A 24,507-nucleotide genomic window follows, 5' to 3' on the forward strand; every position below is an offset into this window, starting at 1 on the left:
TGCGCCTCCATCGGTCGCGACGAACGGCTCCCAGGCTATCGCCCGGGCGGCGCTCGATGGTCGTGCGGGCCAATAGCCTGGTCGTCACGGAGGTGCGGATGGAATCGGGACCCGGACTGCTCGGTGCCGCCGACGTCCGCCGGCTGGCGGAGGCGCTCGGCGTCGCGCCGACGAAGTCGCTCGGGCAGAACTTCGTGCACGACGCGAACACGGTGCGGCGCATCGTGCGCATCGCGGGCGTCGCGGCGGGGGAGCAGGTGCTCGAGGTGGGGCCCGGGCTCGGGTCGCTGACGCTCGGGCTGCTCGAGACCGGCGCCGGCGTGACCGCCGTCGAGATCGACGAGCGCCTCGCCGCCGCCCTGCCGGACACCGCCGCGGACCGGCTGCCCGGCGCGGCGGCGCGGCTGACCGTGGTCACCGGCGACGCCGTCCGCGTGGGCGTGCCGGGGGAGCCGCTGCGCCTCGTCGCGAACCTGCCGTACAACGTGGCGGTGCCGATCCTGCTGCGGCTGCTGGCCGACGTGCCGTCGCTCGTCTCCGGCGTCGTGATGGTGCAGGCGGAGGTGGGGGAGCGGCTCGCCGCGGCGCCCGGTTCGAAGATCTACGGCTCGCCGAGCGTGAAGGCGGCCTGGTACGGCGCGTTCTCCCTCGCGGGCACGGTGCCGCGCGGGGTGTTCTGGCCAGTGCCGAACGTCGACTCGGTGCTCGTGCGCTTCGAGCGGGCGGCGCCGCCGGGCGACGAGGCGCTGCGCCGGTCCGTCTTCCGGCTCGTCGACGCCGCGTTCGTGCAGCGCCGCAAGACGCTGCGTCAGTCGCTGGCGCCCGTGCTGGGCGGCGCGCCGTCCGCCTCCGAGGTGCTCGAGCGGGCGGGCGTGGACCCGGCCCTGCGCGGCGAGCGCCTCGACGTCGACCGCTTCGTCGAGATCGCGCGGGCGATCGAGGGCTGACGCGCGGGCTCGGCCCGCTGCTCCGGCTGCTCGGCCCGGGGCTCGTCGTCGGCGTCCACGAGCTCGATGCGCTCGCGGCGGACCTCGCCGGAGACCTGGCGGGTGCCGACGACCTCCTCCTTCACGAGGCGGATGCGCTCGACGGGCACGACCTCGGTGCTGACGACGACGCGCTCCTCGTAGAGCACGACCTCCTGCTCCTCGGTCCCGAGCGTCGCGCCGGCGACCGCAGCGGCGTCGACGATGGGCTCGCGGACGAGGCGGTACTCCTCGCGGCGCACGGGCACGGTCACCGTGCGCTGCTCGGTGACGACCACCTTGCGCAGGCGCACGCGGCTGCGGGGCACCCGCTCGGTCTCGATGCGGAGGCGCTCGGCCGACGCGGTCATCACGCCCGCCTCGTCCTCGTCGGGCTCCTCCGCCTGTGCCTCGGGCTCCTCCGGCTCGGTCGCCGCCGGTTCGAGCACCTCCGTCTCAGCGCTGCCGGACCAGAAGACGCGCAGGCGGGCGCGCTCGGCGTCGGCCAGCACCGCGTCAGGCCGGCGCCGCGGGGCGGACGCGAAGCGGCTGCGATCGACCGCCGCCGCGATCACGTCGTCGTCGAGCACCGCGCCGTCGAGCGGGACCAGCGCCTCCTCCGTGCCGAACAGGTTGCCGCGCACCCCGACCCAGCCGAGCGCGCCGCCGTCCGGGTAGACCTGCCGCACGCGCCCGATGCGCTCGCCGCGGCGGTCGACCACCTCGAGCCCCGCGAGATCGGACGGATCGGCATCGGCTGCGAGCACGGGTGGAACTCCTGATCAGCGCTGGGTCGGCGGGCAGTGCGGAGCGTAGGCCATCGCGGTCGTCGACACCCTGTCGGGAAGTGCAGGGGCGAAGGGTGGATAGGTTGCTCTGCATGGGCGCTGCGGTCCGCTCGGTGCAGGTGCGGGCACCCGGGAAGATCAACGTCTCCATGCGCGTGGGGGCGCCGATGGCGGACGGCTACCACGACGTGGCCACGGCCTACCAGGCGGTGACGCTCTACGAGGAGCTGCACGCCGAGCGCGACACCGAGCTGTCGCTCGAGTTCTCCGGGCCGATCGCGACCGCCGGGCTGCCGGTGGACCGGACCAATCTCGTGCTGCGCGCCGCGCACCTGCTGCAGGCGCGGTCCGGGTACCGCGGCGGCGCGCGCATCCAGGTCGTGAAGCGCGTGCCGATCGCCGGCGGGATGGGCGGCGGCTCCGCGGACGCGGCGGCCGCACTCGTCGGGCTCGACGCCCTGTGGGGCCTCGGCCTCGGTCGGGAGGAGCTGCTCGAGCTGGGCGCGGAGCTCGGCGCCGACGTGCCCTTCGCGCTGACGGGCGGCACCGCGATCGGCACCGGCCGCGGCGACCGGCTCAGCCCGGCGCTCGCGAAGGGGCCGTTCCACTGGGTGATCGCGCTCAGCGAGCCGGGGCTCAGCACCCCGCTCGTCTACGGGGCGCTCGACGAGCACCGCGAGCGGCACGCGGCCGACCTGCCGCCCGTCGGCACCCCGCAGGTCGACGCGGCGGTGCTGCAGGCCCTGCGCTCCGGGGATCCCACGGCCCTGGCGGAGGCGCTCCACAACGACCTGCAGGTCGCGGCCCTGCACCTGCGCCCCGAGCTCGCGGACCTGCTCGAGCTGGGCGAGCGCAACGGCGCGCTCGCCGGCGTGGTGTCCGGCTCCGGCCCCTCCATCGCCTTCCTCGCAGCGGACCTCGACGCGGCGCTGAGCCTGCAGATCGCGCTCTCGGCCGCGCGGCACACGGTGCTGCGCGCGACGGGCCCGGCACCCGGCGCCCGCCTCATCGGCTGACCCGCCGTCGGCGGGCGGTCCCCGGTCTCGCGGGCGTCCGTGCGCGCCCGGGACGTCCGGTGGCCCCCGTCCTGCGGCGGAGACAGCGGAAGGCCCCCCACCTGGCGGTGAGGGGCCTTCCGTGCTGCGTGCCGTGCTGTGAACGGCGGTGCGACTACTTGCCGGTGACGGTGAGCTTCGCGACGCCGACCTTGAGGTCGCCGGTCACCGCGTCGGTGCCGAACGTCTTGTTCAGCAGCGCGGCCGCGTCCTCGGACACGTAGACCGTGGTGCCCTCGAGCACGTAGGCGTCGCCGTCCATCGTGACCGGGTTCAGGGTGCTGCCGTCGAGGCGGAACAGGTTCGCGCCCTTCACGACGGACTTGCCGTTCAGGTAGACGTCACCCGACACGTGGCTGTTGTTGCCCGGGTCGATGACGAAGTCCTTCAGCTCGACCTTCTTGCCGCCCGCGCTGAGCGAGAGGCCGGAGCCGTCGTGGTCGATCTCGCCCTGGACGTACGGGCGCACCTTCGTGGCGGGGTCGTAGTACGTGACGTTGCCGCCCGTGATCGGGAAGGTGAGGACGCCGGCCTTGGAGAGCGTGGCGCTGCCGATGGTGCCGGGCGTGAGCTTCAGCGTGGTGAGCGCCTTCAGGAAGCCGGCGTCGAGCGTGATCGCGGTGGTCTTGCCGCCGATCTCGGTCTTCAGCGCGGGGGTCGGCGCGGCCGACGGGGCCGCGGAGGACGCGGCGGGCGCGGACGAGCCGGCGCCGGACTGGCTGGAGTCGCCGGTGCCGGACTGCGAGCAGCCGGCCAGTGCCGCGACGACGATGCCGGCGCTGAGCAGAGCGGTCAGGGACTTGGTCGGGGTACGCATGATGCGGTGTTTCCTCTCGGGGAGCGCACGGCGTGCGGACGGTCCGCATCCGGTTCGCTCCCGGCTCCTGTGGTGCAGGTGACGAGGGTTCGGGGGAGACGCCGGAAGGGTTTGGTGCTCTCAGCCAGCTTTCAGGCGGGGGGTCGCGAGCCGCCGTCGCGCCCAGGACGCGACGAGCACCAGGGCGAGGGCGACGAGCAGCACGCTGCGGAACGCCCAGAGGTCCCGCTGCAGCGCGAGCACGGACAGGGTGAGCACGACGCCGAACCACTCCCACCGCCCGCTCATCACGATGAAGGGCACGAGCAGGAGGGAGTACCAGCTGTAGCGCGGGCTGAGCAGCACGAGGGCCGCGCCGATCATCGCCGTCTGCGCCGCCCACGGGTCGCGCGGGTCCGTCCGCAGCAGGAGGAGGACGGCGAGTGCGGCGAGCAGCGCGACCGCGACGAGGGTCGACGCCCCGTCGGGCAGCAGCACGGCGAGCAGGGCGGAGCGGCTGCCGTCGTCGTAGCCCTCCTCGTTGAGGTAGCCCGGCAGGTACCCGATGACGGACGGGCCCACGGCGAGCACGTGCGGCACGTACACGAGCGCGACCGTGCCGAGCGCGGTCGCCGCGAGCAGCACCGGGCGCCGGCGGGCGAGCGGCGGCACGACGAGCAGGGGCAGGAACTTCGTGGCGATCGCGAGTCCCAGCACGATCCCGCCGCGCACCGACCGCCCGGACACCAGCAGCACGGTGGCCGCGAGGGCGAGGAACGCGGCGGCCGCGTCGACGTGCGCGTTCGTCACGGCGTCCATCGTCACGAACGGGCACCAGCCGAACGCGGCCGCCCAGCGCGGGTCCCGGCCGACGCGGGGCAGCGTCCGCAGCAGCAGCGCGGTCGTCGCGAGCACGGCGAGCAGGCCCAGCAGCTGCACGGGCAGGTACCCGACCTCCGGCGGCACGGCGATGCGGGCCAGTGCGAAGAGCGCCTCCGCCACCGGCGGGTAGATCGTCGGCACGCGCGGCCGGTTGATGCTCGTGCAGATCTCGCCCGGGGCGCCGACCTGCTCGGTCGGCTCCGCGCGTGGGCCGGGGCAGACGGTGGTGCCGTCGGGGGCGGTGCCCGCGGCGGGGAAGAGCCAGGAGGGGCGGAGGGGGGCGAGCGCCGCGTCGGCGGGCACGTGCGCGTACGGGGAGATCCCGGCGTCCTGCACGATGCCGTCCCAGCTGTAGCGGGCGGAGTCGGTGCTGATCGTCGGCTGCCCGGTCGCGCCCGCGGCGCCGACGAGCAGCGCGCCGGCCAGCACGAGCGCGGGCGCGGCCCGCCGCGGCACCCGCTGCAGCAGGAGCACCGCCGCGGTGAACAGCGTCCAGCAGACGCCCTCCGCCGCCAGGTGGATCGGGATCTGCTTCCCGGTGAGCACCCCGACCCCTGCGACGAGCCAGGTCGTGACCCCAGCGATGGCGAGCAGCAGCACCGCGACGGGGGCGATTCGAGGGATCGCGGCGCGCATCCCGTCATCCTGGCGCTCTGCTCCGAACATCCGGGTATGCAGACGGAGCGCCGCGGAGGAGTCGGGTCCACCCTCCTCCTGGTCCGGTCCGCGCTCGCGTCGCCGGCGCGCCACCCGCGCACCGCGGTCGTGATCGGCCGGCTGCTCGGCCTGGGCTTCCTCGTCTGCTTCGGCACCGGCCTCTTCAGCCACTTCGTGCAGGACCCGCTGCCGGGCATGGCGTTCCCGACCCGCCCGGTCGCGCTGTACCGGATCACGCAGGGCGTCCACGTCGTGGTCGGCACCGCGCTGATCCCGCTGCTGCTCGCGAAGCTCTGGACGGTCTACCCGCTGCTGTTCCAATGGCCGCCGGTGAAGAGCCTCGGCGGGGTGCTCGAGCGCGCGATGATCGCGCTGCTCGTGGCCGCGTCCCTGGTCGAGCTGGCCACCGGCCTCGCGAACACCTACCAGTGGTACCCGTGGCCGTTCCGCTTCCGCGAGACGCACTTCGCGCTCGCCTGGGCGATCGTCGGCGCGCTCGCGATCCACATCGCGGTGAAGCTGCCGGTGATCGTGCGCTGGTGGCGCCGGGGCCGCAGCGTCGACGCCGCCGGCGCGCTGCTGCCCGTGCGGGAGGGGGAGGGGGACCTCCGGCCCGAGCCCACCGCCTCCGGCGTCACCGGCTTCCTCCAGCGCCGCCTCGACGGGGCGCCCGTGCCGCCGCCCGCGCTCAGCCGCCGGTCCGTGCTCGCGGCGACCGGGCTCGCCACCGCCGCGGTCGTCGTGACGACCGCGGGCGAGACGCTGCCCGCGCTCGCGCCGCTGAACGTGCTCGCGCCCCGGCGCCTCCGGTACGGGCCGCAGGGGCTCCCGATCAACCGCACGGCCGCGGAGGCGAAGGTGCAGCGCTCCGCGCTCGACCCCGCCTGGCGCCTGACCGTCCGCGGCCCGGAGCGCAGCGTCGACCTGTCGCTCGCGGACCTGCGCGCGATGGCGCAGACGGACGCCGGCCTGCCCATCGCCTGCGTCGAGGGCTGGAGCACCCAGGCGGCCTGGCGCGGCGTGCCCGTGCGGGACCTCGCGGCCCTGGTGGGCGCGACCGGCCGCGAGCTGCTCGTCCGCAGCTTCGCCCGCGGCGCCTACAGCAGCACGATCCTGCAGCGCGAGTTCGCCGACGACCCGCTGACGCTCGTCGCCCTCGAGCTGAACGGCGAGGTGCTGCACGTCGACCACGGCTACCCCGCGCGACTCATCTCGCCGGCGCGGCCGGGCGTGCTGCAGACGAAGTGGCTGCGCTCGCTGGAGGTCCGGTGACCGCCGTGCGCGTCGCCCGCGTCGCGCTGGTCGCGGTCGGCGTCGTGCTGCTCGGCGTCGCGGCGTTCGCGCTCGCCGCGGGCGTGCCCGTGCGGCAGTGGAGCGGCATCCTGCTCTGGCTCGCCGGGGCCGTGGTCCTGCACGACGCGGTGTTCGCACCGCTCGTGCTGCTCGGCACGCGCCTGCTGCGGCGGATCGGCCGGCGCACGTCGTGGGCCGCGGTCGCCGTGGTGCAGGTCGCGCTCGTCATCGGCGGGGCCCTGACCGCGATCGCCTTCCCCGGCATCCGGTCGCAGCAGCTCGGCGCCCGGAACCCGTCCGTGCTCGTCTTCGACTACGGCCTGCAGCTCGCCCTGGCGTGGATCGCCCTGGGCGTCGTCACCGCGGTCGTCGTGCTCGTCCTCAGCCGTCGCCGCGCCTGACCCCGTTTCGGAGGACCTCCTCTCCTAGAGCGCGGAGCGGGAGGGGCGGCGGAGGCGGACGAACGAGCGGCCGTCGACGGTCCACCGGCGGTCGAGGTCGAACGCGGTCGCGGCGCGCAGCAGCGCGGGCTCGCCGACCTGGGACCACGGGAACGCCTCGCTGACCCCGCCGGCCGCGTCGCGCACGCGGCGCAGGGCCGCCGCGTCGCGGGTCCGGTCCGGGTGGGCCTCGACGACGAGCGCCCCGCCCGGCCGCAGCAGCGCGCGGCAGCGGGCGAGCATCGCGGGCACGTCGCCGCCGATGCCCACGTTGCCGTCGAGCAGCAGCAGCGCCGACCAGGCGCCCTCGAGCGGGAGGCGGTCGAAGACGCTGCGGCGCAGCACGGGCAGGCCGATCGCGCGGCAGGTCGCCACCGCGACGGGGTCGGCGTCGACGCCCCAGGCCTGCAGGCCCGCGTCGAGCGCGGCGCGGACCATGCGGCCCGGGCCGCAGCCGACGTCGAGCAGCGGCCCGGCGAGGTCGTCGAGCGCAGACCGGTCCGCCTCGTCGGCGGGCGCCGTCCAGCGGGCGACGTCGAGGTGCTCGACGGGCACCGCCGGGTCCTCCGACACGAGCGCGAGCGCGGTCGAGGCGCCGCGGAGGGCGGCGGCCCACGGCTCCGCGCCGCCGGCCCCGAACCGGGACGGCGGCGGTGCGAGCAGGCTCACGCCGCGGCCGCGACGTTCGCGGTCAGGCGTGCGAGCAGCGTCGCGAAGCGTGAGGCGGGTGCCGCGGCGGCGGCGACCCGGGCGTCCTCGACGTGGTCGACGTCGGTCAGCTCCGGCAGCGTCCGCACCCGCAGGCCGGCGCCGTGCAGGCGCACCAGCTGCTCGGCGCCGGTCTGCGCGGTCGACATCGGCACGCCGCGGACCAGGTCGCCGCGGTGCGCCATCGGATCGAGGCCGAGCGCCCAGAAGCCGCCGTCGGTCGCGCGCCCGAACCAGGCGTCCGCGCCGTCGTCGTCGAGGACCGACTGCAGCACGGCCGCGTCGAGCTGCGGGGTGTCCATGCCGACGAGCACGGCGCGGTCGTCGACCGCCTCGAAGGCCGTCGCGATGCGCTCGTCGAGCCCGCCCGCGGGCTGGGCGCCGACCTCGAAGCCGGTGCTATCCGGGGCCGTGCCGTCGAACCAGAGCAGGTAGCGGTCCGCACGGACCCGGCGCACCGCCGCCAGCGTGTCCTCGAGGCTCGCGGCGGCCAGGGCGGCCGCCTCCTCGGCGGAGAACGGCGGGGTCAGACGGGTCTTCACCCGGCCGGGGAGGCACTCCTTGGCCAGGACGATCACGGTGCTCATGTCAGGCGTTCGGAGCGTCGTCGCGGTTCGCAGGGTGCTCCGCGTGCTCTTTCAGGATCCGCCGCATGTCGCCGATCGCCGTGAGCGTGCCGCGCACCGTGCCGGTCACCTTGGACCGGCCGACCCGCGGCCGGTAGGGCACGTCGAGCTCGCGGATGCGGAGGCCGGCGCGGGAGGCGTTCAGCAGCATCTCGAGCGGGTAGCCGCTGCGCCGGTCGCGCAGGTCGAGTGCGAGCAGGTCGGCGCGGCGCGCGACCCGCATCGGCCCGAGGTCGTGCAGGCGCACGCCCGTCGCGCGGCGGATGGCGCCCGCGAGCGCCCGGTTCGCGGTGCGCGCGTGCAGCGGCCACGCGGACCGCGGCACCGGGCGCCGCCGCCCGAGCACGAGGTCCGCCTCGCCCGCGAGCACGGGCGCCGCGAGGCGGGGCAGGTCGCCCGGGTCGAGGGAGCCGTCCGCGTCGAGGATCGCGACGAGGTCGGCCTCCGCCGCCTCCACCCCCGCGTGCACCGCGGCGCCGAAGCCGCGGCGCGCCTCGTGCACCACGACCGCGCCGTGCGCCCGCGCGACGTCGGCCGACCCGTCGGTGGAGCCGTTGTCGACGACGATCGCCCGGTAGCCGGCCGGCAGCGCGCCGAGCACGCCGGGCAGCGCCGCGGCCTCGTCGAGGCAGGGCAGGACGACGTCGACGCTCACGGCCTGCCCCGCAGCGGCGCCGCCGCGAAGGCGCGCACGCCCGCCTCGAACGGCACGGGCGCCGGCACGTCGAGCTCGGCGCGGAGGCGCTCGGAGGAGGCGGTGATGTGGCGCACGTCGCCCAGCCGGTAGCCGCCGGTGACGACGGGCTCGGGGCCGCCGCGGGCGGCGGAGAGCGCCGCAGCCAGGTCGCCGATCGTGTGCACGACGCCGCTGCCGACGTTGAAGGCGCGCACCGCGCCCGCGGGTCGCTCGGCGGTCCAGCCGATCGCGGCGAGGTTCGCGGCCGCGACGTCGTCGACGTGCACGAAGTCGCGCCGCTGCCGGCCGTCCTCGAGCACCGTCGGCGCCTCGCCCCGCTCGAGCTGGGAGCGGAACAGCGCGGCGACGCCGGCGTACGGGGTGTCCCGCGGCATGCCCGGCCCGTACACGTTGTGGTACCGCAGCGCGGCGACGCGGCCGCCGGTCTCACGCGCCCAGACCGCCGCGAGCGCCTCCTGCTGCGCCTTCGTCGCGGCGTACACGTTGCGCGGGTCGATCGCCGCGTCCTCCGTGACCAGCCGGGGCTCGAGCGCCTCCCCGGTCTCCGGGTCGATCGGCTCGAATCGGCCGGCCGCGAGGTCCTCGGCGCGGCGCGGCGGCACGGCGACGGGGCCGCGGGAGGAGGCGTAGGCGCCCTCGCCGTAGACCACCATCGACGACGCGAGCACCAGCCGGTCGACGCCCGCGGCGGACATGCCGGCGAGCAGCACGGCCGTGCCGAGGTCGTTCGAGCGCACGTAGTCGGGCGCGTCGGCGAAGTCGACCCCGAGCCCGACCTTCGCGGCCTGATGGCACACGACGTCGACGCCCTCGAGCGCCGCGGCGACCGCCTCCCGGTCCGCGACGTCGCCGACGACGGTCTCGACGCCGTCGGGCGGAGCGGCGTCGGCCGGGTGGACGTCGCCGCGCAGCGAGTCGAGCACCCGTACGGCGACGCCCCGCGCGAGCGCCGCGCGCACGACCGCGCCGCCGATGAAGCCTGCGCCGCCCGTGACGAGCAGCATCTAGCGGGGGTCCCGCGCGAGCACGCCCGCGATCGCGTCCGACGGCACCGCGGTGCTCGGCCGGAACCCGGCCGGGATGCGGTGCGCGATCTCGGTGACGGTGCGGACGAGCACCGGCCGGGCCTGCGCGACGCGGCGGCGCACCAGGTCCTGGCTGACCGCCTCCGCCGGATGGCCGCTCGCGCCCGCGTCGCTGTCGGTGACGAACGAGACGTTCACGACGCCCATGCCGAGCTCGAGCGCGAGCACCGTCTCGGGCATCAGCGTCGTGACCACGAGGTCGCCGCCCTGCGCCGCGTGCCAGCGCGACTCCGCGCGGGTGGAGAAGCGCGGGCCGTCGATCACGACGGCCGTGCCGAAGTCGCGGTAGCGCACGGCCTGCTGGCCGAGCGCCTCGGCCGCCAGCCCGCGCAGCGTCGGGTCGAACGGATCGGCGGGCGCGAGCTCGAAGACGACGTCCTCGTCGTAGAAGGTCAGCGCGCGGCCGGAGGTCGTGTCGATCACCTGGTCGGGCACGACGAACATCCCGGGCGGGAACGAGTCGCGCAGGCCGCCCGCCGCGGTCGTCGTGATCAGCGAGGTGACCCCGAGGGAGGCGAGCGCCCACACGTTCGCGCGGAACGGCACGAGGTGCGGCTGCAGCGCGTCGCCGACGCCGCGGCGGATGACGTAGGCGACCCGCTTGCTGCCGAGGGTGCCGACCCGGACCGCCGTCGAGGTGGGCCCGTAGGGCGTCGGGACGTCGAGCTCCTCCACGTCCTGCAGCTCGAGCTGCTGGCCCACGCCGCCGATGATGCCGATGTCGAGCGGACGCGGAGCTGCCATGGCGCCGATCCTCTCAGCCCGGTGAGGATTTCCCACGGAACCGGCGCGGGGCCCGCCGTCCCTAGGCTTGACCGTCGTGGCACATCTGGTCGGCGCCGAGCGCATCCGTCTCGAGACCCCGACCCGGGTGATCCTCGACGAGCTGTCCCTCGGGCTCGAGTCCGGGGACCGCATCGGCGTCGTCGGTCGCAACGGGGAGGGGAAGTCGACGCTGCTCGGCATCCTCGCCGGCACCCGTGTGCCCGACGACGGGCGCGTGACCCGGCGGGGCGGCGTCACGATGGGCGTGCTCGACCAGGAGGACCGGCTCGGTCCCGGCACGGTGCTCGACGCCGTCGTCGGCCACCGCGAGGAGCACGAGTGGGCGGGCGACCGCCGCGTCCGCGAGGTGCTGTCCGGCCTGCTGCACGGGCTCGACCCGATGGCGGACCTCGAGTCCCTGTCCGGCGGGCAGCGGCGCCGCGTCGCGCTCGCCGCGCTGCTCACCACCGACCACGACGTGCTGCTGCTCGACGAGCCGACCAACCACCTCGACATCGAGGGGGTGCGCTGGCTCGCCGCGCACCTGAACGCGCGGTGGGCGGCCGGTCAGGGCGCGCTCATCACCGTGAGCCACGACCGCTGGTTCCTCGACGCCGTCTGCACGCGGATGTGGGAGGTGCACGACCGCACCGTCGACCAGTTCGAGGGCGGGTACGCGGCCTACGTCCTGCAGCGCGTCGAGCGCGACCGGCAGGCCCGGTCGATGGAGGAGCGGCGGCAGAACCTGCTGCGCAAGGAGCTGGCCTGGCTGCGCCGGGGCGCCCCCGCGCGCACCTCGAAGCCGAAGTTCCGCATCGAGGCCGCGAACGAGCTGATCGAGGACGTGCCGCCGCCCCGGAACAGCGTCGAGCTGCACGGCATGGCCGCCGCGCGTCTCGGCAAGGACGTCGTCGACCTGATCGACGCCTCCGCCGGCTACGACGGCACGCCGATCCTGGAGCACGTCGAGTGGCGCATCGCGCCGGGGGAGCGCACCGGCATCCTCGGGCGCAACGGCGCCGGCAAGTCGACGCTGCTCGCGCTCGTGGACGGCACCCTCGCCCCGTCGGGCGGGAAGGTCAAGACCGGCAAGACCGTGCGGGTGCGGCGGCTGACGCAGCAGCTCGACGAGCTCGCCGACGTGCAGGGCGACCGCGTGCTCGACGTGATCGGCCGGCTGCGCACGAGCTACTCGGTGGGCGACGCCGAGCTCGCGCCGGGCCAGCTGCTCGAGCGCCTCGGCTTCCCCTCCCAGCAGCTGTCCACGCGCGTCGGGGAGCTGTCGGGCGGCTGGAAGCGGCGCCTCCAGCTGCTGCTCGTGCTGCTGGACGCCCCGAACGTGCTGATCCTCGACGAGCCCACGAACGACCTCGACACCGACATGCTCACCGCGATGGAGGACGTGCTCGACACCTTCCCGGGCACGCTCATCGTCGTCAGCCACGACCGGTACCTGATCGAGCGCGTCACCGATCAGCAGTACGCCGTCGCGGGCGGCCGCCTGCGGCACCTGCCGGGCGGCGTCGACGAGTACCTGCGGCTCGAGGACGCGGAGATCGCGGTCGTGCCGGACGCGCCCGTGCGCTCGGCCGGCCTCTCGGGCGCCGAGCGGCGCGACCTCGAGAAGCAGCTGTCCGCGCTGGACCGACGGATGCAGCGGCTGGCCAGTCAGACGCAGGCCGATCACGACGCGCTCGCGACGCACGACCAGAGCGACTACGTGGGCCTCGAGGCGATCGCGGGCCGGATCCGGCAGCGGGAGGCCGAGCGCGAGGACCTCGAGCTCGAGTGGCTCGACGCCGCGGAGCGCCTCGAGCAGTCCTGACCTGTTCGCGGATCCGCACTTCCTCCGCGGATCCGCAGGAACCGGGCGACACGCCGGGTCCGGCTCGACGCTGAACGGCGTGTCGGGCCGGAAATGCGGATCCGCGAACCCGCTGAACCTGCAAAGAACCTGCACAAACGGCTGCGGGCGGGCCGCCTCCGGGACGCTGGGCGTCCCAGCAGAGGAGGCCCCGTGACGAGCACCGAGACCGCACCCCGCTCCGCCGAGGAGCACACCGAGCTGAAGCGGGCCATCGGCCCCAAGCTGCTGCTGCTCTTCATCATCGGCGACATCCTCGGCACCGGCGTCTACGCCCTCACCGGCCAGGTCGCGGGGGAGGTGGGCGGTGCGGCGTGGCTGCCGTTCCTCGTCGCGTTCGTGGTCGCGACGATCACCGCGTTCTCCTACCTGGAGCTCGTGACGAAGTACCCGCAGGCGGCCGGCGCCGCCCTGTACGTGCACAAGGCGTTCGGGATCCACATCGTCACGTTCCTCGTGATGTTCGTGGTGATGTCCTCCGGGATCACGTCCGCCTCCGCCGCCTCCGTCGCGTTCGCGTCGAACTTCGCGGCCGCGTTCGGCATCGAGCCCGGCGTGGGCGTCTCGCTCGGCGTCGCGCTCGTGTTCATGCTGCTGATCCTCGCGGTGAACCTGCGCGGCGTCGCGGAGGGGGTCGGGCTCAACGTCGTGTTCACGCTGATCGAGCTGTCCGGCCTGCTGCTCGTGCTGCTGCTCGGCTCCGTCGCGATCTTCGCCGGGAACGCGGACTTCTCCCGCGTCGTGCTGTTCGAAGGGCCCGAGGACAAGTCGTTCCTGCTCGCGGTGACGACCGCGACGTCGCTCGCCTTCTTCGCGATGGTCGGCTTCGAGGACAGCGTGAACATGGCCGAGGAGACGCACCAGCCGTCGAAGGTCTTCCCGCGCACCCTGCTCACCGGCCTGACGCTCGCGGCGATCATCTACGTGCTCGTGTCCATCGTCGCGGTGGCCGTCGTGCCCGTGGGCGAGCTCGCGAAGAGCGCCACCCCCCTGACGACCGTCGTCGAGCAGGCCGTGCCCGGGTTCCCGATCGCCGCGCTGCTGCCCTTCATCTCGATGTTCGCGGTCGCCAACAGCGCGCTGATCAACATGATGATGGCGAGCCGCCTCATCTACGGCATGGCCCGGCAGGCCGTGCTGCCGCCCGTGCTCGGCCGGGTGCTGCCGCGCCGCCGCACGCCGTACGCGGCGATCGCGTTCACCACGGCGCTCGCCGTCGTGCTGATCACGGTGCTGTCGCTCGGCGCGGACGACCCGATCGTCGGCCTGCTCGGCGGCACCACCTCCCTCCTGCTGCTCAGCGTCTTCGCGGTCGTCAACGTCGTGGTGCTCGTGCTGCGGCGCGACGCCGTCGACCACGAGCACTTCCGCACGCCGACCGCGCTGCCGCTCGTGGGCGTCGTCTCGTGCGTGCTGCTCGTGCTGCCGTGGACGTCGGGCCGCGACGTCGAGCAGTACGGGATCGCCGGCGCGCTGCTCGCCCTCGGGCTGGTGCTCTGGGCGCTCACGGTCGTGCTGAACCGCGCGACGCGCGGGACGCCCCGCCGGGAGCCCGCCGACGTCCGCTGACGGGCGGCGTGGGGCAGACTGTGGGCGCCCGATCCGCCTTGGTGTAACGGCAGCACGACAGCCTTTGGAGCTGTGAGGACTAGGTTCGAATCCTGGAGGCGGAGCAGCGATCCGTCGGCGAGGACTCGAAGGAGTCGTGTGACCCCCAGCCCCCTTTCCAGTCCCGAGCCGTCCGGCGGCAGCGCCTCCGAGGGGGCCGATCGGCCCCTCGCGGTGGTGGTGCTCGCAGCCGGTCAGGGCACCCGGATGCGCTCCAGCCGCCCGAAGGTGCTGCACGAGATCGCCGGGCTGCCGATGCTCGCGCACGTGCTGCTCGCCTCCCGCGCGCTGCAGCCCGCCCGCCTCGCGGTCGTCGTGCGGCACGAGCGCGACGCGGTGGCCTCGGCCGCGCTCGAGACGGCGCCCGAGGCGCTGATCGTCGACCAGGACGAGGTGCCCGGCACCGGCCGCGCGCTCGAGGTCGCGGTGCAGGCGCTCGACGGCTTCGACGGCGACGTGCTCGTCGTGAACGGCGACCTGCCGCACGTCGACGCGGACACGATGCGGGCGCTGCGCCTCGAGCACGCCCTCCGCGGCTCGGCGGCGACCGTGCTCTCCGCGTTCTTCGCGGACCCGAGCGGCGCGGGCCGCATCGTCCGCGACCCGGACGGCGCCTTCCTCCGGATCGTGGAGGAGAAGGACGCGAGCCCCGAGGAGCGGGCGATCCCGGAGGGGAACGGCGGCGTCTACCTGTTCCGCACCGACGGGCTCGCCGAGCGGCTCGCGGGCCTCGGCACCGCGAACGCGCAGGGGGAGCAGTACCTGACCGACCTCGTCGCGGTGACGCGGACGGTCGGCGCCACGGTGCTCGCGGTGCCGGCGGCGGACGAGTCCGTCGTCGCCGGGGTGAACGACCGCGTGCAGCTCGCCGCGGCCGCGCGCCGGATGAACGACGCGATCGTGCGCCGCCACCAGCTCGCCGGCGTCACCGTGATCGACCCGCTGACGACCTGGATCGACGCGACCGTGACGATCGGGGAGGACGCGGAGATCCGCCCGAACACGCAGCTGCTGCGCGCGACCGCGATCGAGGGCGGCGCGGTCGTCGGTCCCGACACGACGCTCGTCGACTGCGAGGTGGGAGCGGGCGCGCGCGTGAACCGCACCGACGGCACCCTCGCCGTGGTGGGCGCGGGCGCCGACGTCGGCCCGTTCGCCTACCTCCGGCCCGGTACGCGCCTCGGCGCGAAGGGCAAGATCGGCACCTTCGTCGAGACGAAGAACGCCGTGATCGGCGACGGCTCGAAGGTGCCGCACCTCTCCTACATCGGCGACACCGAGGTGGGGGAGCGCTCGAACATCGGCGCCAACACGATCACCGCCAACTACGACGGCGTCCACAAGCACCGCACGACCGTGGGGTCCGCCGTGCGCACCGGCTCGCACAACGTGTTCGTCGCCCCGGTTACCATCGGTGACGGCGTCTACACGGGTGCCGGCACGGTCGTCCGCAAGGACGTGCCCGCCGGCGCGCTGGCCGTGAACGTGGCGCCGCAGCGCAACATCGAGGGCTGGGTGGCCTCCCACCGTCCCGGCACCGATGCCGCCACGACCGCGGCCCGTGCGACGGGCGCGCCCGAGGAGACACCGAAGTGACCGGCATCAAGTCCCAGGGCGAGAAGCGCCTCGTCGTCATCAGCGGCCGCTCGCACCCCGAGCTCGCGTCGAAGGTGGCGGACGAGCTGAACACGGGGCTGCTGCCCGTCGACCTCCGCACCTTCGCCTCCGGCGAGATCTACACGCGCATGGAGGAGAGCGTCCGCGGCTCCGACGCGTTCGTGATCCAGTCGTACGGCGGCCCGGTGAACGAGTGGCTCGTCGAGCAGCTCATCATGATCGACACCCTGAAGCGGGCGTCGGCGAAGCGCATCACCGCCGTCGTGCCGTACTACCCGTACTCGCGCCAGGACAAGAAGAGCCGCGGCCGCGACCCGATCTCCGCCCGCCTCGTCGCGGACCTGTTCAAGACCGCGGGCGCCGACCGGATCATCTCCGTCGACCTGCACGCCGCGCAGATCCAGGGCTTCTTCGACGGTCCGCTCGACCAGCTGTTCGCGATGCCCGTGCTGATCGAGCACATCCAGAACACTGTCGACCGCTCGAACCTGATCGTCGTCTCGCCCGACATGGGCCGCGTGCGCGTCGCCGACATCTGGAGCGACACCCTCGACGTGCCGCTCGCGATCATCCACAAGCGCCGCGACCCCGCGGTGCCGAACCAGGTGACCGTGCACGAGATCGTCGGCGACGTGAAGGGCAAGATGTGCCTGCTCGTCGACGACATGATCGACACCGGCGGCACGATCGTGAAGGGCGCGGAGGCGCTGAAGGCGAACGGCGCCACCGGCGTCATCGTCGCGGCGACGCACGCGATCTTCTCCGACCCGGCCGTCGAGCGCCTCGCCTCGCCCGCGATCGACCGCGTGATCGTCACCGACACGCTGCCGCTGCCGCCCGAGAAGCGGTTCGACAAGCTCGAGGTGCTGTCGATGGCGCCGACGATCGCGCAGGCGATCCACGAGGTGTTCGAGGACGGCTCGGTGACCTCGATGTTCAACGGCGCCGCCTGACCCGTGGCCGACCGGCGTCGCGAGCGCACCGTGCTCGTGATGTGGGAGTACACGTGCGCCCACTCGCCGATCTGGTCGCGCAGCGACGACCTCGACGTCGGGCCGATCGACGCCAGGGAGCTCGGCCTGGCCGAGGCGCTGCGCGACGACCTGGCCGACTGGAACGACCGCTGCGAGACCGCTGCGGATCCGGATGACGAGCTGCCGGTCCCGGTGACGGCGCGGGAGTGGCGCGACCTCGGCGCGGAGGCGTTCGCGCTGGCCGCGCGGGTGCAGCGCGGCCTCGGGGACGCCTGGACCGTGTGGTGCCTGGCCGGCGGCGGGGACGGCGGGCTGCGCGACCGCGGGGCGTTCGGGCTCGAGGCGCGGACGTCCGGCGTGCCCGTGCTGCTGCGGACCGGTGGTCCGGTCGCGTGGACGCCGGCCGCCGTCGAGCCCGCGCTCGACCGCTTCGACGCCGCGCTCGTGCGCCGCGAGCGGGCCTGGCGCGGCTCGGGCGACCACCTGCCTCCCGCGGCGCACCGGGCCGACGCGCTCGAGCTGGCGGGCGCGCTGCACGCCGCGCTGACCGCGGGGCGCGTGCTCTGGTTCGGCGGGGAGGACGTGCCCGCCTGACGCGGTCCCTGCGGCGTCGCGCGGTCGGCATGCGGACCGCGCGACGTGTGCGGAGACTCTCGGAAGGTTCCCGGTCGCCGCGCGGAAGACTCCGGACGCATGGTGAACCCGGTGCAGCTCGAGTCGGCCCGCCTCCTCGACACCGCTGCGGAGACCGGCGTGCACGGCACCACCGGGCTCGTCGCCGCGTGGGACGTCGACGCGCTCGCCACGGGTGCGGTCGCGGCCTTCGCGGACGCCGTCGTCGCGCTGCTGCGGGAGGCGGGCGGTGCGCCGAGCGCCGCGGTCGACGCCCCGCTCGTCGGCGCGTGGTTCCGGCAGGCGCTGACGCCGATCGACTGGTCGCCGCCCTCGCCGTGGGACCCGATCGCCGGCGACTATCGCGCGGCGGACGGCTGGATCCGCCTGCACACGAACGCGCCGCATCACCGGGCGGCCGCGCTGCAGGTGCTCGAGGCGGCGCCGGACCGGGAGGCGATCGCCGCCCGCGTCGCGGGGTGGGGAGCGGACGACCTCGAGTCCGCGGTGGTCGCGGCGGGCGGCGCGGCGGCGACGATGCGCTCGCCCGAGGCGTGGCTCGCGCACCCGCAGGGCGCCGCGGCGCAGCGGGAGCCGCTCATCGACCGGCTGCACACGGTGCCGGCCCCGGTCGACCGGCGACCGGATCCCTCCCGCCCGCTCGCCGGGGTGCGCGTGCTGGACCTCACCCGGGTCATCGCGGGCCCGGTCGCGACGCGGGCGCTCGCGGCGCTCGGCGCGACGGTGCTGCGCGTCGACCCGCCCGGCTGGGACGAGCCCGCCGTGGCGCCCGACATGACGCTGGGCAAGCGTCCCGCCCGCCTCGATGCGCGGACCCCGGAGGGGCGTGAGCGGCTCGCCGAGCTGCTGGCGGGCGCCGACGTGCTCGTGCACGGCTACCGCCGGGGCGCGCTCGAGCCCATCGGGCTGGGCGACGCCGAGCGGCAGCGGATCCGACCGGGGCTCGTCGAGGTGGCGCTCACGGCCTACGGCTGGTCCGGCCCGTGGACCGGCCGTCGCGGCTTCGACTCGCTCGTGCAGATGTCCGCGGGGATCGCCGAGCGCGGGATGCGCGTCACCGGCGCCGACCGCCCGGTGCCGCTGCCCGTGCAGGCGCTCGACCACGCGACCGGCTGGCTGATGGCGGCGGCCGCCGTCGCCGGGCTGCGCGACCGGCTGCGCGGCGGCAGCGGATCGACCGCGTTCCTGTCCCTCGCCCGCACCGCGGCGGAGCTGCTCCCGGCGGAGCCCGCGCCGGAGCCCGCGCCGGAGACGGCGCCGGCGGTGCCGCAGGGCGGCGCGATCGACACGCCCTGGGGCGCCGCGGCCCTCCTGCCGTTCCCGCTGCGCGTCGACGGCGTCCACCTGCGCTTCGACGCGGGCCCCGCGCCCCTCGGCAGCGCGGCCCCCTCCTGGCCCGCCTGAGGCTCAGGCGGCGCTCGGCGCCTCGAGGGTCACGTGCTCGCCGACCTCGTAGACGACCGAGGGCGGGCCCACGATGCGGCCGTCGGGCTCCCCGACGACCTCGTCGTCGCGGTCCGCGTAGGGGAAGCGGGCGAGCACCCAGCGCATCGCCTCGAGGCGCGCGCGCTTCTTGTCGTTGCTCTTCACGATCGTCCACGGCGCCTCCGGCGTGCTCGTCGTCGCGAGCATCGCCTCCTTCGCCGCCGTGTACGCGTCCCACTTGTCGAGCGACGCGATGTCCATCGGCGACAGCTTCCACTGCCGCACCGGGTCGACCTGACGGATCGCGAAGCGCGTCAGCTGCTCGCTGCGCGACACCGAGAACCAGAACTTGACGAGATCGATGCCTGAGGCGGTGATCATCCGCTCGAAGCGGGGCGCGTCCTGCAGGAACCGGTCGTACTGCTCGTCCGAGCAGAAGCCCATCACGCGCTCCACATCCGCGCGGTTGTACCAGGACCGGTCGAACAGCACCATCTCGCCCGCGGCCGGCAGGTGCTGCACGTAGCGCTGGAAGTACCACTGGGTGCTCTCGCGCTCGCTCGGCTTCTCGAGCGCGACCACGGACGCGCCGCGCGGGTTGAGGTGCTCGGTGAACCGCTTGATCGTGCCGCCCTTGCCCGCGGCGTCGCGGCCCTCGAACACGATCACCAGGCGGCGGCCCTCGGCCTTCACCCACTTCTGCAGCTTCAGCAGCTCGATCTGCAGCAGCCGCTTCTGCGCCTCGTAGTCGTCCCGGTCCATCCGCTCGTCGTACGGGTAGCCCTCCCGCCACGTGTCGATGGCGCCGCCGTCGCGGTCGACCAGCACGGGGTCGTCGTCGTCCTCGTCGAGGACGCGGAAGCCCAGGAGGTCGGACAGGTCGACGGTGCTGATCACTCCCGGACCGTAGGGAGCGGGGATGAACGTCCGGTGACCCCGGCCGGAGGATCGGCCCGGCACGCGGCCTGGCGCGCCGTCCGAGCCGCCGCATAGCGTGAACGCGCCACCCGCCCGATCGGAAGGACCGCCATGTCCCTGCTCCGCAGCGCCCGTCATCGACCCCGCCGCACCGTCGCGATCGCCCTCGCGACCGCGGCCCTGCTCGCCGGAGGCGGCGCAGCCGTCGGCGCGACCGTCCAACCCGCGATCCGCACCACGACGCCGAAGCACGCCGCCGACGTCACCAACATCGACGTGCTGCGCCAGCAGATCGCGAACTACTACGGCGACCCGCTGAAGACCGGCGTCATCGGCGCGCACTCCAACTACGTGAAGGAGGTGCACCGGGTCGAGCAGCGCGCGACGCAGTACCTGCTGCACGCCCGCCACGCGAAGGGGAAGCAGAAGGCCGTGCTGCTCGACGTCGACGACACCGCGCTGGCCACCTGGAACTACGAGGTCGCGAGCAACTGGGCCTACAACCCCGCCACCAACGGCGAGTACGTGACGGACCAGAGGTTCCCGGCGGTGCCCGGCATGGTGGAGCTCGTCAAGGCCGCGAAGGCGCACGGCTACGCCGTGTTCTTCCTCACCGGCCGCGGTGCCGCGCAGGAGGCCGCGACGCTCGGCAACCTCACCGACGACAACGTGGGCGTCGACGCCGGCTACCCGGAGCCGACGGACCCGAAGGGCGCCGACGACGGGCTCTACACGAAGCCCGCGCTGGCCGACTACCCGTCGTACCTGACGACCGCGTGCGGCGGCGACGCGTGCACGACGATCGAGTACAAGTCCGCGACCCGGAAGCACATCGAGTCGCTCGGGTACGACATCGTCGCCAACTTCGGCGACCAGTACTCCGACCTCAAGGGTGGCTTCGCCGACAAGCGCTTCAAGCTGCCGAACCCGAACTACTACCTGCCCTGAGGATCCTCGCTCACGCTTCGTGCCGCGCGACCGGAGGCGGCGCGGCACGAAGCGTGAGCGAAGTCGCCTGATGTGCCCGGAACCGGGGCTGCCGGAGGCGCCGCCCCAGCAGCAGGATCGTGCGCATGACCGCCGGTCTGCTCGTCCCGCACCGCCGCCGACCCACGATCGGCGCGCTCTACGTCGGTGCCGTCGCGGCGTTCGCCGTGCTGATGCTCGTGCTCGTCGCGGCGGGACTTGTGCAGCCGCTCGCCGTCGCCGTCGTCGCGGTGCCGCTCGGCCCGATCGGGGTCCTGGCCGCGGCGTTCGCGCTGCCCGCGCTGCAGGGGCCGCCGTCGCTCGCGCTCGGCGCGATCGTGCTGGCGGCCGTGCTCGCGGTCGCCGCGGTGAACGTGCTGCTCGCCGCGGCCCTCGCCCGGGTCAGCGCGCGGCGCACCGCCGCGGACCTCGTCCGCTAGCGGGGCACGGACTCCGCTCCGTGCCGACCGCGGTGCGGCCGGCACGGAGCAGCGTCGTCAGGCCGCGGCGGGGGAGCGCAGCAGGGTGAAGGAGGCGTCGCGCACGATCAGCGTCGTGACCTCGCCCGCCACCTGCTGGTCGGGGTCGCTCGACGCCGCCAGCTCCCACTCGCCGTGCGGCGCCTTCGGCACCTGGAACTCGACGCCGTTCTCCGCGGAGTTCAGCAGCAGCGCGAACGCGTCGGCGCCCTCGTGCTCGAACACGAACGCGATGGTGCGGGCGTCGGGGTTGTCCCAGTCCTCGTCCGCGAACGGCGCGCCGTCGGAGCGCGCCAGCACGACCGCGTCGACGACCCCCTCCGCCGGGGCGTAGCGGTACCACTTCGGCCGCAGCGCGGGCTGCTCGCGGCGGAGGCGGATCAGCAGCTGCGTGAACTCGAGCAGGTCGACGTCCACGTTCTTCCAGTCGAACCAGGAGATCTCGTTGTCCTGGCAGTAGGCGTTGTTGTTGCCGCCCTGGGTGCGCCCGATCTCGTCGCCGCCGAGCAGCATCGGCACGCCGGTCGACAGCAGCAGCGTGGCCAGCAGGTTCTTGCGCTGCCGCAGACGCCGCTGGTTCACCGCCTCGTCCTCCGTGGGGCCCTCCGCGCCGCCGTTGAACGACTTGTTGTCGCTCTCGCCGTCGTTGTTGTCCTCGCCGTTGGCATCGTTGTGCTTCGAGTTGTAGGCCGTGAGGTCCGCGAGCGTGAAGCCGTCGTGCGCCGTGACGAAGTTCACGCTGCAGAGCGGAGAGCGGCGGTCCGGCTGGTACACGTCGGGGCTGCCGAGGATGCGCTGGCTCGTGGTGCTGAGCTGGCTGTCGACGCCGCCCCAGAACTCGCGCACGTCGTCGCGGAACTTGCCGTTCCACTCCGACCACTCGGCCGGGAACTCGCCGACCTGGTAGCCCGCGGTGTCCCACGGCTCCGCGATCAGCTTCACCGGCGCGAGCACCGGGTCCTGCAGCGTCAGGTCGAGGAACGCGCTGCGCAGCCCGACCTCCGCGCCCTGACGGGTCAGCGTCGTCGCGAGGTCGAAGCGGAACCCGTCGACGTGCATCTCCTCCACCCAGTAGCGGAGGGAGTCCATGATCAGCCCGAGCGCGGCCGGGTGGGCCGTGTTCAGGCTGTTGCCGGTGCCCGTGGTGTCGAAGTAGGCGTCCTTCTGCTCGTCGACGAGGCGGTAGTACGCCGGGTTGTCGAGCCCCTTGAAGGACAGCGTCGGGCCCATGTGGTTGCCCTCCGCCGTGTGGTTGTAGACGACGTCGAGGATCACCTCGAGGCCGGCCGCGTGCAGCGCCTTCACGAGCGTCTTGAACTCGGCGACCTGCGCGCCCGAGTCGCCCGCGGAGCTGTAGGCGCCGTGCGGGGCGAAGAAGCCGACCGTGTTGTAGCCCCAGTAGTTCGAGAGGCCCTTGTCGAGCAGGGTGTTGTCCTGCACGAACTGGTGGATCGGCAGCAGCTCGACCGAGGTGATGCCCAGGTCGACGAGGTGCTGGATCGCCCGGGGGTGGGCGAGGCCCGCGTACGTGCCCTGCAGCTCCTCCGGCACGCCCGGCAGGCGCTTGGTGAAGCCCTTCACGTGGGTCTCGTAGACGATCGTCTCCTCGAGCGGCACGCGCGGCGCGACGTCGTCGCCCCAGTCGAACGCCCGGTCCACGACGACGCAGCGGGGCATCGCGGAGGCGGAGTCGGTGTCGTCCCGCTCCGTCGGCTCGGTCATGTCGTGGCCGAAGAGCCGCTGGTCCCAGGAGTAGTCGCCGGAGATCGCGAGGGCGTGGGGGTCGAGCAGCAGCTTGTGCACGTTGTGGCGCAGGCCCGCGGCCGGGTCCCACGGACCGTCGACGCGCAGCCCGTAGCGGGTGCCGACGACGACGTCCGGCACGAAGCCGTGCGACACGTAGCCGGTGCGGTCGGGCAGCGCGGTGCGGGTCTCGGTCTCCCCGTCGAACGCGCAGAAGAAGACCTCGGTCGCGCTCTCGGAGTAGACGGCGACGTTCGCGCCGCCCTCCACGAGCGTGACGCCGAGGGGGTAGGGCAGGGACCGGGTGGTCGGCATCCGACACCTTTCGTTGGAAGCGGCGCATCACGGTACTGAGCGGTGCACCGGCATCGGCTGGGCGTCGGTCCGTGCTTCGCCGGGAATCGCCTGTCGGGCGGCCGAGATAGGTTGCAGCCCGGCACGGAGGAGGACGCGATGGAGTTCCGGCATCTGGGCGCTTCGGGGATGAAGGTCTCGGAGATCACCTACGGCAACTGGATCACCCACGGCGGGCAGGTCGAGGACGACGCGGCGACGGCCTGCGTGCGCGCGGCGCTCGACGCGGGGATCACGACCTTCGACACCGCGGACGCCTACGCGAACGGTGCGGCGGAGGAGGTGCTCGGCCGGGCGCTCTCCGGCGTGCGGCGCGCCTCCCTCGAGGTGTTCACGAAGGTGTACTTCCCGACGGGACCCGCGGGGCACAACGACACCGGGCTGTCGCGGAAGCACGTCCTCGAGTCGATCGACGGCTCGCTGACCCGCCTCGGCATGGACTACGTCGATCTGTACCAGGCGCACCGCTACGACCGCTCCACCCCGCTCGAGGAGACCATGCAGGCGTTCGCCGACGTGGTGCGCTCGGGCAAGGCGCTCTACATCGGCGTCTCGGAGTGGACGGCCGAGCAGCTGCGGGAGGGCCAGGCGCTCGCCGCGCAGCTCGGGTTCCGCCTCGTGTCGAACCAGCCGCAGTACTCCGCGCTCTGGCGCGTGATCGAGGGCGAGGTCGTGCCCGCGTCGGCCGAGCTCGGCATCTCGCAGGTCGTCTTCTCGCCGATCGCGCAGGGCGTGCTGACCGGCAAGTACAAGCCGGGGCAGCAGCCGCCCGAGGGCAGCCGCGCCACCGACCAGAAGGGCGGCGGCGCGCAGTTCGTGCAGCGCTTCCTCCGCGACGACCTGCTCGCCCGGGTGCAGCGGCTGCAGCCGATCGCGGCCGAGCTCGACCTGTCGCTCGCGCAGCTCGCGGTCGCCTGGGTGCTGCAGAACGAGAACGTCGCCTCGGCGATCATTGGCGCCTCGCGGCCCGAGCAGGTCGCGGAGAACGTGAAGGCCGCGGGCGTCACGATCCCGCTGCCGCTGATGGAGCGCATCGACGAGGTGCTCGGCGACTCCGTCGAGCGCGACGCGGGCCGCACGGCGGCCAACGCCCCCGCCTCCCGCCTCGCCTGATCGGCGGCGCGGATCCGGATCGCCCGAGCGACGGGTCCGGATCCGCGCCGACCCGA

22 protein-coding genes, 1 tRNA gene and 1 pseudogene are annotated in these 24,507 nt (G+C 74.3%); 14 read left to right on the plus strand and 10 right to left on the minus strand.

Features of this window, described 5'->3' with window-relative positions; genetic code table 11:
* Nucleotides 1-98: 98 nt before the first annotated feature.
* Nucleotides 99-947: a 16S rRNA (adenine(1518)-N(6)/adenine(1519)-N(6))-dimethyltransferase RsmA gene (gene rsmA / locus ABEA53_RS01000; RefSeq protein ID WP_345479041.1), complete on the plus strand. Its 849-nt coding sequence runs from the start codon at nucleotides 99-101 to the stop codon at nucleotides 945-947.
* A gap of 74 nt (nucleotides 948-1,021) precedes the next feature.
* On the opposite strand, the pseudogene ABEA53_RS01005 reads toward rsmA, so the two are convergent.
* A pseudogene (locus ABEA53_RS01005) lies at nucleotides 1,022-1,732 on the minus strand (DUF2382 domain-containing protein); the annotation flags it as partial.
* A 113-nt stretch (nucleotides 1,733-1,845) separates the two neighbouring features.
* Between ABEA53_RS01005 and ABEA53_RS01010 the strand changes: the two are divergent.
* On the plus strand, nucleotides 1,846-2,769 hold the full coding sequence (locus ABEA53_RS01010; protein WP_345479042.1) for a 4-(cytidine 5'-diphospho)-2-C-methyl-D-erythritol kinase: 924 nt from the start codon (nucleotides 1,846-1,848) through the stop codon (nucleotides 2,767-2,769).
* Nucleotides 2,770-2,923: 154 nt separating this feature from the next.
* Here the strand turns inward: ABEA53_RS01010 and ABEA53_RS01015 are convergent, their stop codons facing one another.
* The gene (locus ABEA53_RS01015) at nucleotides 2,924-3,625 is read right to left on the minus strand and encodes a hypothetical protein (protein WP_345479043.1); all 702 of its coding nucleotides are present in this window, start codon (nucleotides 3,623-3,625) and stop codon (nucleotides 2,924-2,926) included.
* Nucleotides 3,626-3,745: 120 nt separating this feature from the next.
* Complete coding sequence (locus ABEA53_RS01020) at nucleotides 3,746-5,122, minus strand: glycosyltransferase family 87 protein (protein ID WP_345479044.1); 1,377 nt, start codon at nucleotides 5,120-5,122, stop codon at nucleotides 3,746-3,748.
* A gap of 36 nt (nucleotides 5,123-5,158) precedes the next feature.
* Between ABEA53_RS01020 and ABEA53_RS01025 the strand changes: the two genes are divergently transcribed.
* Both ABEA53_RS01025 and ABEA53_RS01030 read left to right on the plus strand, forming a co-directional pair.
* Nucleotides 5,159-6,415, plus strand: coding sequence for a molybdopterin-dependent oxidoreductase (locus ABEA53_RS01025; RefSeq protein WP_345479045.1), 1,257 nt, complete (start codon nucleotides 5,159-5,161; stop codon nucleotides 6,413-6,415).
* Entirely contained in the window at nucleotides 6,412-6,837 is a 426-nt protein-coding gene (locus tag ABEA53_RS01030; protein ID WP_345479046.1) for a hypothetical protein, read from the plus strand. Before ABEA53_RS01025 ends, ABEA53_RS01030 begins: the two co-directional genes overlap by 4 nt.
* A gap of 24 nt (nucleotides 6,838-6,861) precedes the next feature.
* Here ABEA53_RS01030 and ABEA53_RS01035 read toward each other — a convergent pair whose 3' ends face one another.
* From ABEA53_RS01035 to ABEA53_RS01055, 5 genes are read right to left on the minus strand one after another with little or no spacing between them, the layout of a single operon-like run.
* Nucleotides 6,862-7,545: a class I SAM-dependent methyltransferase gene (locus ABEA53_RS01035; protein ID WP_345479047.1), complete on the minus strand. Its 684-nt coding sequence runs from the start codon at nucleotides 7,543-7,545 to the stop codon at nucleotides 6,862-6,864.
* On the minus strand, nucleotides 7,542-8,171 hold the full coding sequence (locus ABEA53_RS01040; protein WP_345479048.1) for a TIGR04282 family arsenosugar biosynthesis glycosyltransferase: 630 nt from the start codon (nucleotides 8,169-8,171) through the stop codon (nucleotides 7,542-7,544). The genes ABEA53_RS01035 and ABEA53_RS01040 overlap by 4 nt, the downstream gene beginning before the upstream one ends.
* 1 nt (nucleotide 8,172) lies before the next feature.
* Nucleotides 8,173-8,865 carry a glycosyltransferase family 2 protein gene (locus tag ABEA53_RS01045; protein ID WP_345479049.1) on the minus strand — a complete coding sequence of 231 codons (693 nt, stop codon included), beginning with the start codon at nucleotides 8,863-8,865 and terminating at the stop codon, nucleotides 8,173-8,175.
* Complete coding sequence (locus ABEA53_RS01050; protein WP_345479050.1) at nucleotides 8,862-9,911, minus strand: NAD-dependent epimerase/dehydratase family protein; 1,050 nt, start codon at nucleotides 9,909-9,911, stop codon at nucleotides 8,862-8,864. The genes ABEA53_RS01045 and ABEA53_RS01050 overlap by 4 nt, the downstream gene beginning before the upstream one ends.
* Nucleotides 9,912-10,736 carry an MTAP family purine nucleoside phosphorylase gene (locus ABEA53_RS01055; protein ID WP_345479051.1) on the minus strand — a complete coding sequence of 275 codons (825 nt, stop codon included), beginning with the start codon at nucleotides 10,734-10,736 and terminating at the stop codon, nucleotides 9,912-9,914.
* A 76-nt stretch (nucleotides 10,737-10,812) separates the two neighbouring features.
* Between ABEA53_RS01055 and ABEA53_RS01060 the strand changes: the two genes are divergently transcribed.
* From ABEA53_RS01060 to ABEA53_RS01090, 7 genes are all read left to right on the plus strand, one after another.
* Nucleotides 10,813-12,582 (plus strand): ABC-F family ATP-binding cassette domain-containing protein, encoded by a 1,770-nt coding sequence (locus ABEA53_RS01060; RefSeq protein WP_345479052.1) that lies wholly within the window; start codon nucleotides 10,813-10,815, stop codon nucleotides 12,580-12,582.
* Nucleotides 12,583-12,675: 93 nt separating this feature from the next.
* Nucleotides 12,676-14,190, plus strand: coding sequence for an APC family permease (locus tag ABEA53_RS01065; protein ID WP_425550578.1), 1,515 nt, complete (start codon nucleotides 12,676-12,678; stop codon nucleotides 14,188-14,190).
* Nucleotides 14,191-14,222: 32 nt separating this feature from the next.
* Nucleotides 14,223-14,294 (plus strand) — tRNA-Gln (locus tag ABEA53_RS01070).
* A 34-nt stretch (nucleotides 14,295-14,328) separates the two neighbouring features.
* Nucleotides 14,329-15,825 carry a bifunctional UDP-N-acetylglucosamine diphosphorylase/glucosamine-1-phosphate N-acetyltransferase GlmU gene (gene glmU, locus ABEA53_RS01075; RefSeq protein ID WP_345479054.1) on the plus strand — a complete coding sequence of 499 codons (1,497 nt, stop codon included), beginning with the start codon at nucleotides 14,329-14,331 and terminating at the stop codon, nucleotides 15,823-15,825.
* Nucleotides 15,822-16,799: a ribose-phosphate diphosphokinase gene (locus ABEA53_RS01080; protein ID WP_345479055.1), complete on the plus strand. Its 978-nt coding sequence runs from the start codon at nucleotides 15,822-15,824 to the stop codon at nucleotides 16,797-16,799. Before glmU ends, ABEA53_RS01080 begins: the two co-directional genes overlap by 4 nt.
* Nucleotides 16,800-16,802: 3 nt before the next feature.
* Nucleotides 16,803-17,414: a hypothetical protein gene (locus ABEA53_RS01085; RefSeq protein ID WP_345479056.1), complete on the plus strand. Its 612-nt coding sequence runs from the start codon at nucleotides 16,803-16,805 to the stop codon at nucleotides 17,412-17,414.
* 99 nt (nucleotides 17,415-17,513) lie between these two features.
* On the plus strand, nucleotides 17,514-18,857 hold the full coding sequence (locus tag ABEA53_RS01090) for a CoA transferase (protein ID WP_345479057.1): 1,344 nt from the start codon (nucleotides 17,514-17,516) through the stop codon (nucleotides 18,855-18,857).
* A gap of 3 nt (nucleotides 18,858-18,860) precedes the next feature.
* Here ABEA53_RS01090 and ppk2 read toward each other — a convergent pair whose 3' ends face one another.
* Nucleotides 18,861-19,775, minus strand: a complete 915-nt coding sequence (ppk2, locus tag ABEA53_RS01095) for a polyphosphate kinase 2 (protein ID WP_425550579.1) — start codon at nucleotides 19,773-19,775, stop codon at nucleotides 18,861-18,863.
* 132 nt (nucleotides 19,776-19,907) lie between these two features.
* Here ppk2 and ABEA53_RS01100 point away from each other — a divergent pair, with 132 nt between their 5' ends.
* Both ABEA53_RS01100 and ABEA53_RS01105 read left to right on the plus strand, forming a co-directional pair.
* The gene (locus ABEA53_RS01100) at nucleotides 19,908-20,744 is read left to right on the plus strand and encodes an HAD family acid phosphatase (protein ID WP_345479058.1); all 837 of its coding nucleotides are present in this window, start codon (nucleotides 19,908-19,910) and stop codon (nucleotides 20,742-20,744) included.
* A gap of 125 nt (nucleotides 20,745-20,869) precedes the next feature.
* Nucleotides 20,870-21,202 (plus strand): hypothetical protein, encoded by a 333-nt coding sequence (locus tag ABEA53_RS01105; RefSeq protein ID WP_345479059.1) that lies wholly within the window; start codon nucleotides 20,870-20,872, stop codon nucleotides 21,200-21,202.
* A gap of 57 nt (nucleotides 21,203-21,259) precedes the next feature.
* Here the strand turns inward: ABEA53_RS01105 and glgX are convergent, their stop codons facing one another.
* Nucleotides 21,260-23,299, minus strand: coding sequence for a glycogen debranching protein GlgX (glgX, locus tag ABEA53_RS01110; RefSeq protein WP_345479060.1), 2,040 nt, complete (start codon nucleotides 23,297-23,299; stop codon nucleotides 21,260-21,262).
* 138 nt (nucleotides 23,300-23,437) lie between these two features.
* On the opposite strand from glgX, the gene ABEA53_RS01115 reads away from it, so the two are divergent.
* The gene (locus tag ABEA53_RS01115; RefSeq protein ID WP_345479061.1) at nucleotides 23,438-24,451 is read left to right on the plus strand and encodes an aldo/keto reductase family protein; all 1,014 of its coding nucleotides are present in this window, start codon (nucleotides 23,438-23,440) and stop codon (nucleotides 24,449-24,451) included.
* The last annotated feature ends 56 nt before the right edge of the window (nucleotides 24,452-24,507 follow it).

It is taken from the genome of Amnibacterium soli (genome assembly GCF_039544415.1).
Lineage (GTDB): Bacteria > Actinomycetota > Actinomycetes > Actinomycetales > Microbacteriaceae > Amnibacterium > Amnibacterium soli.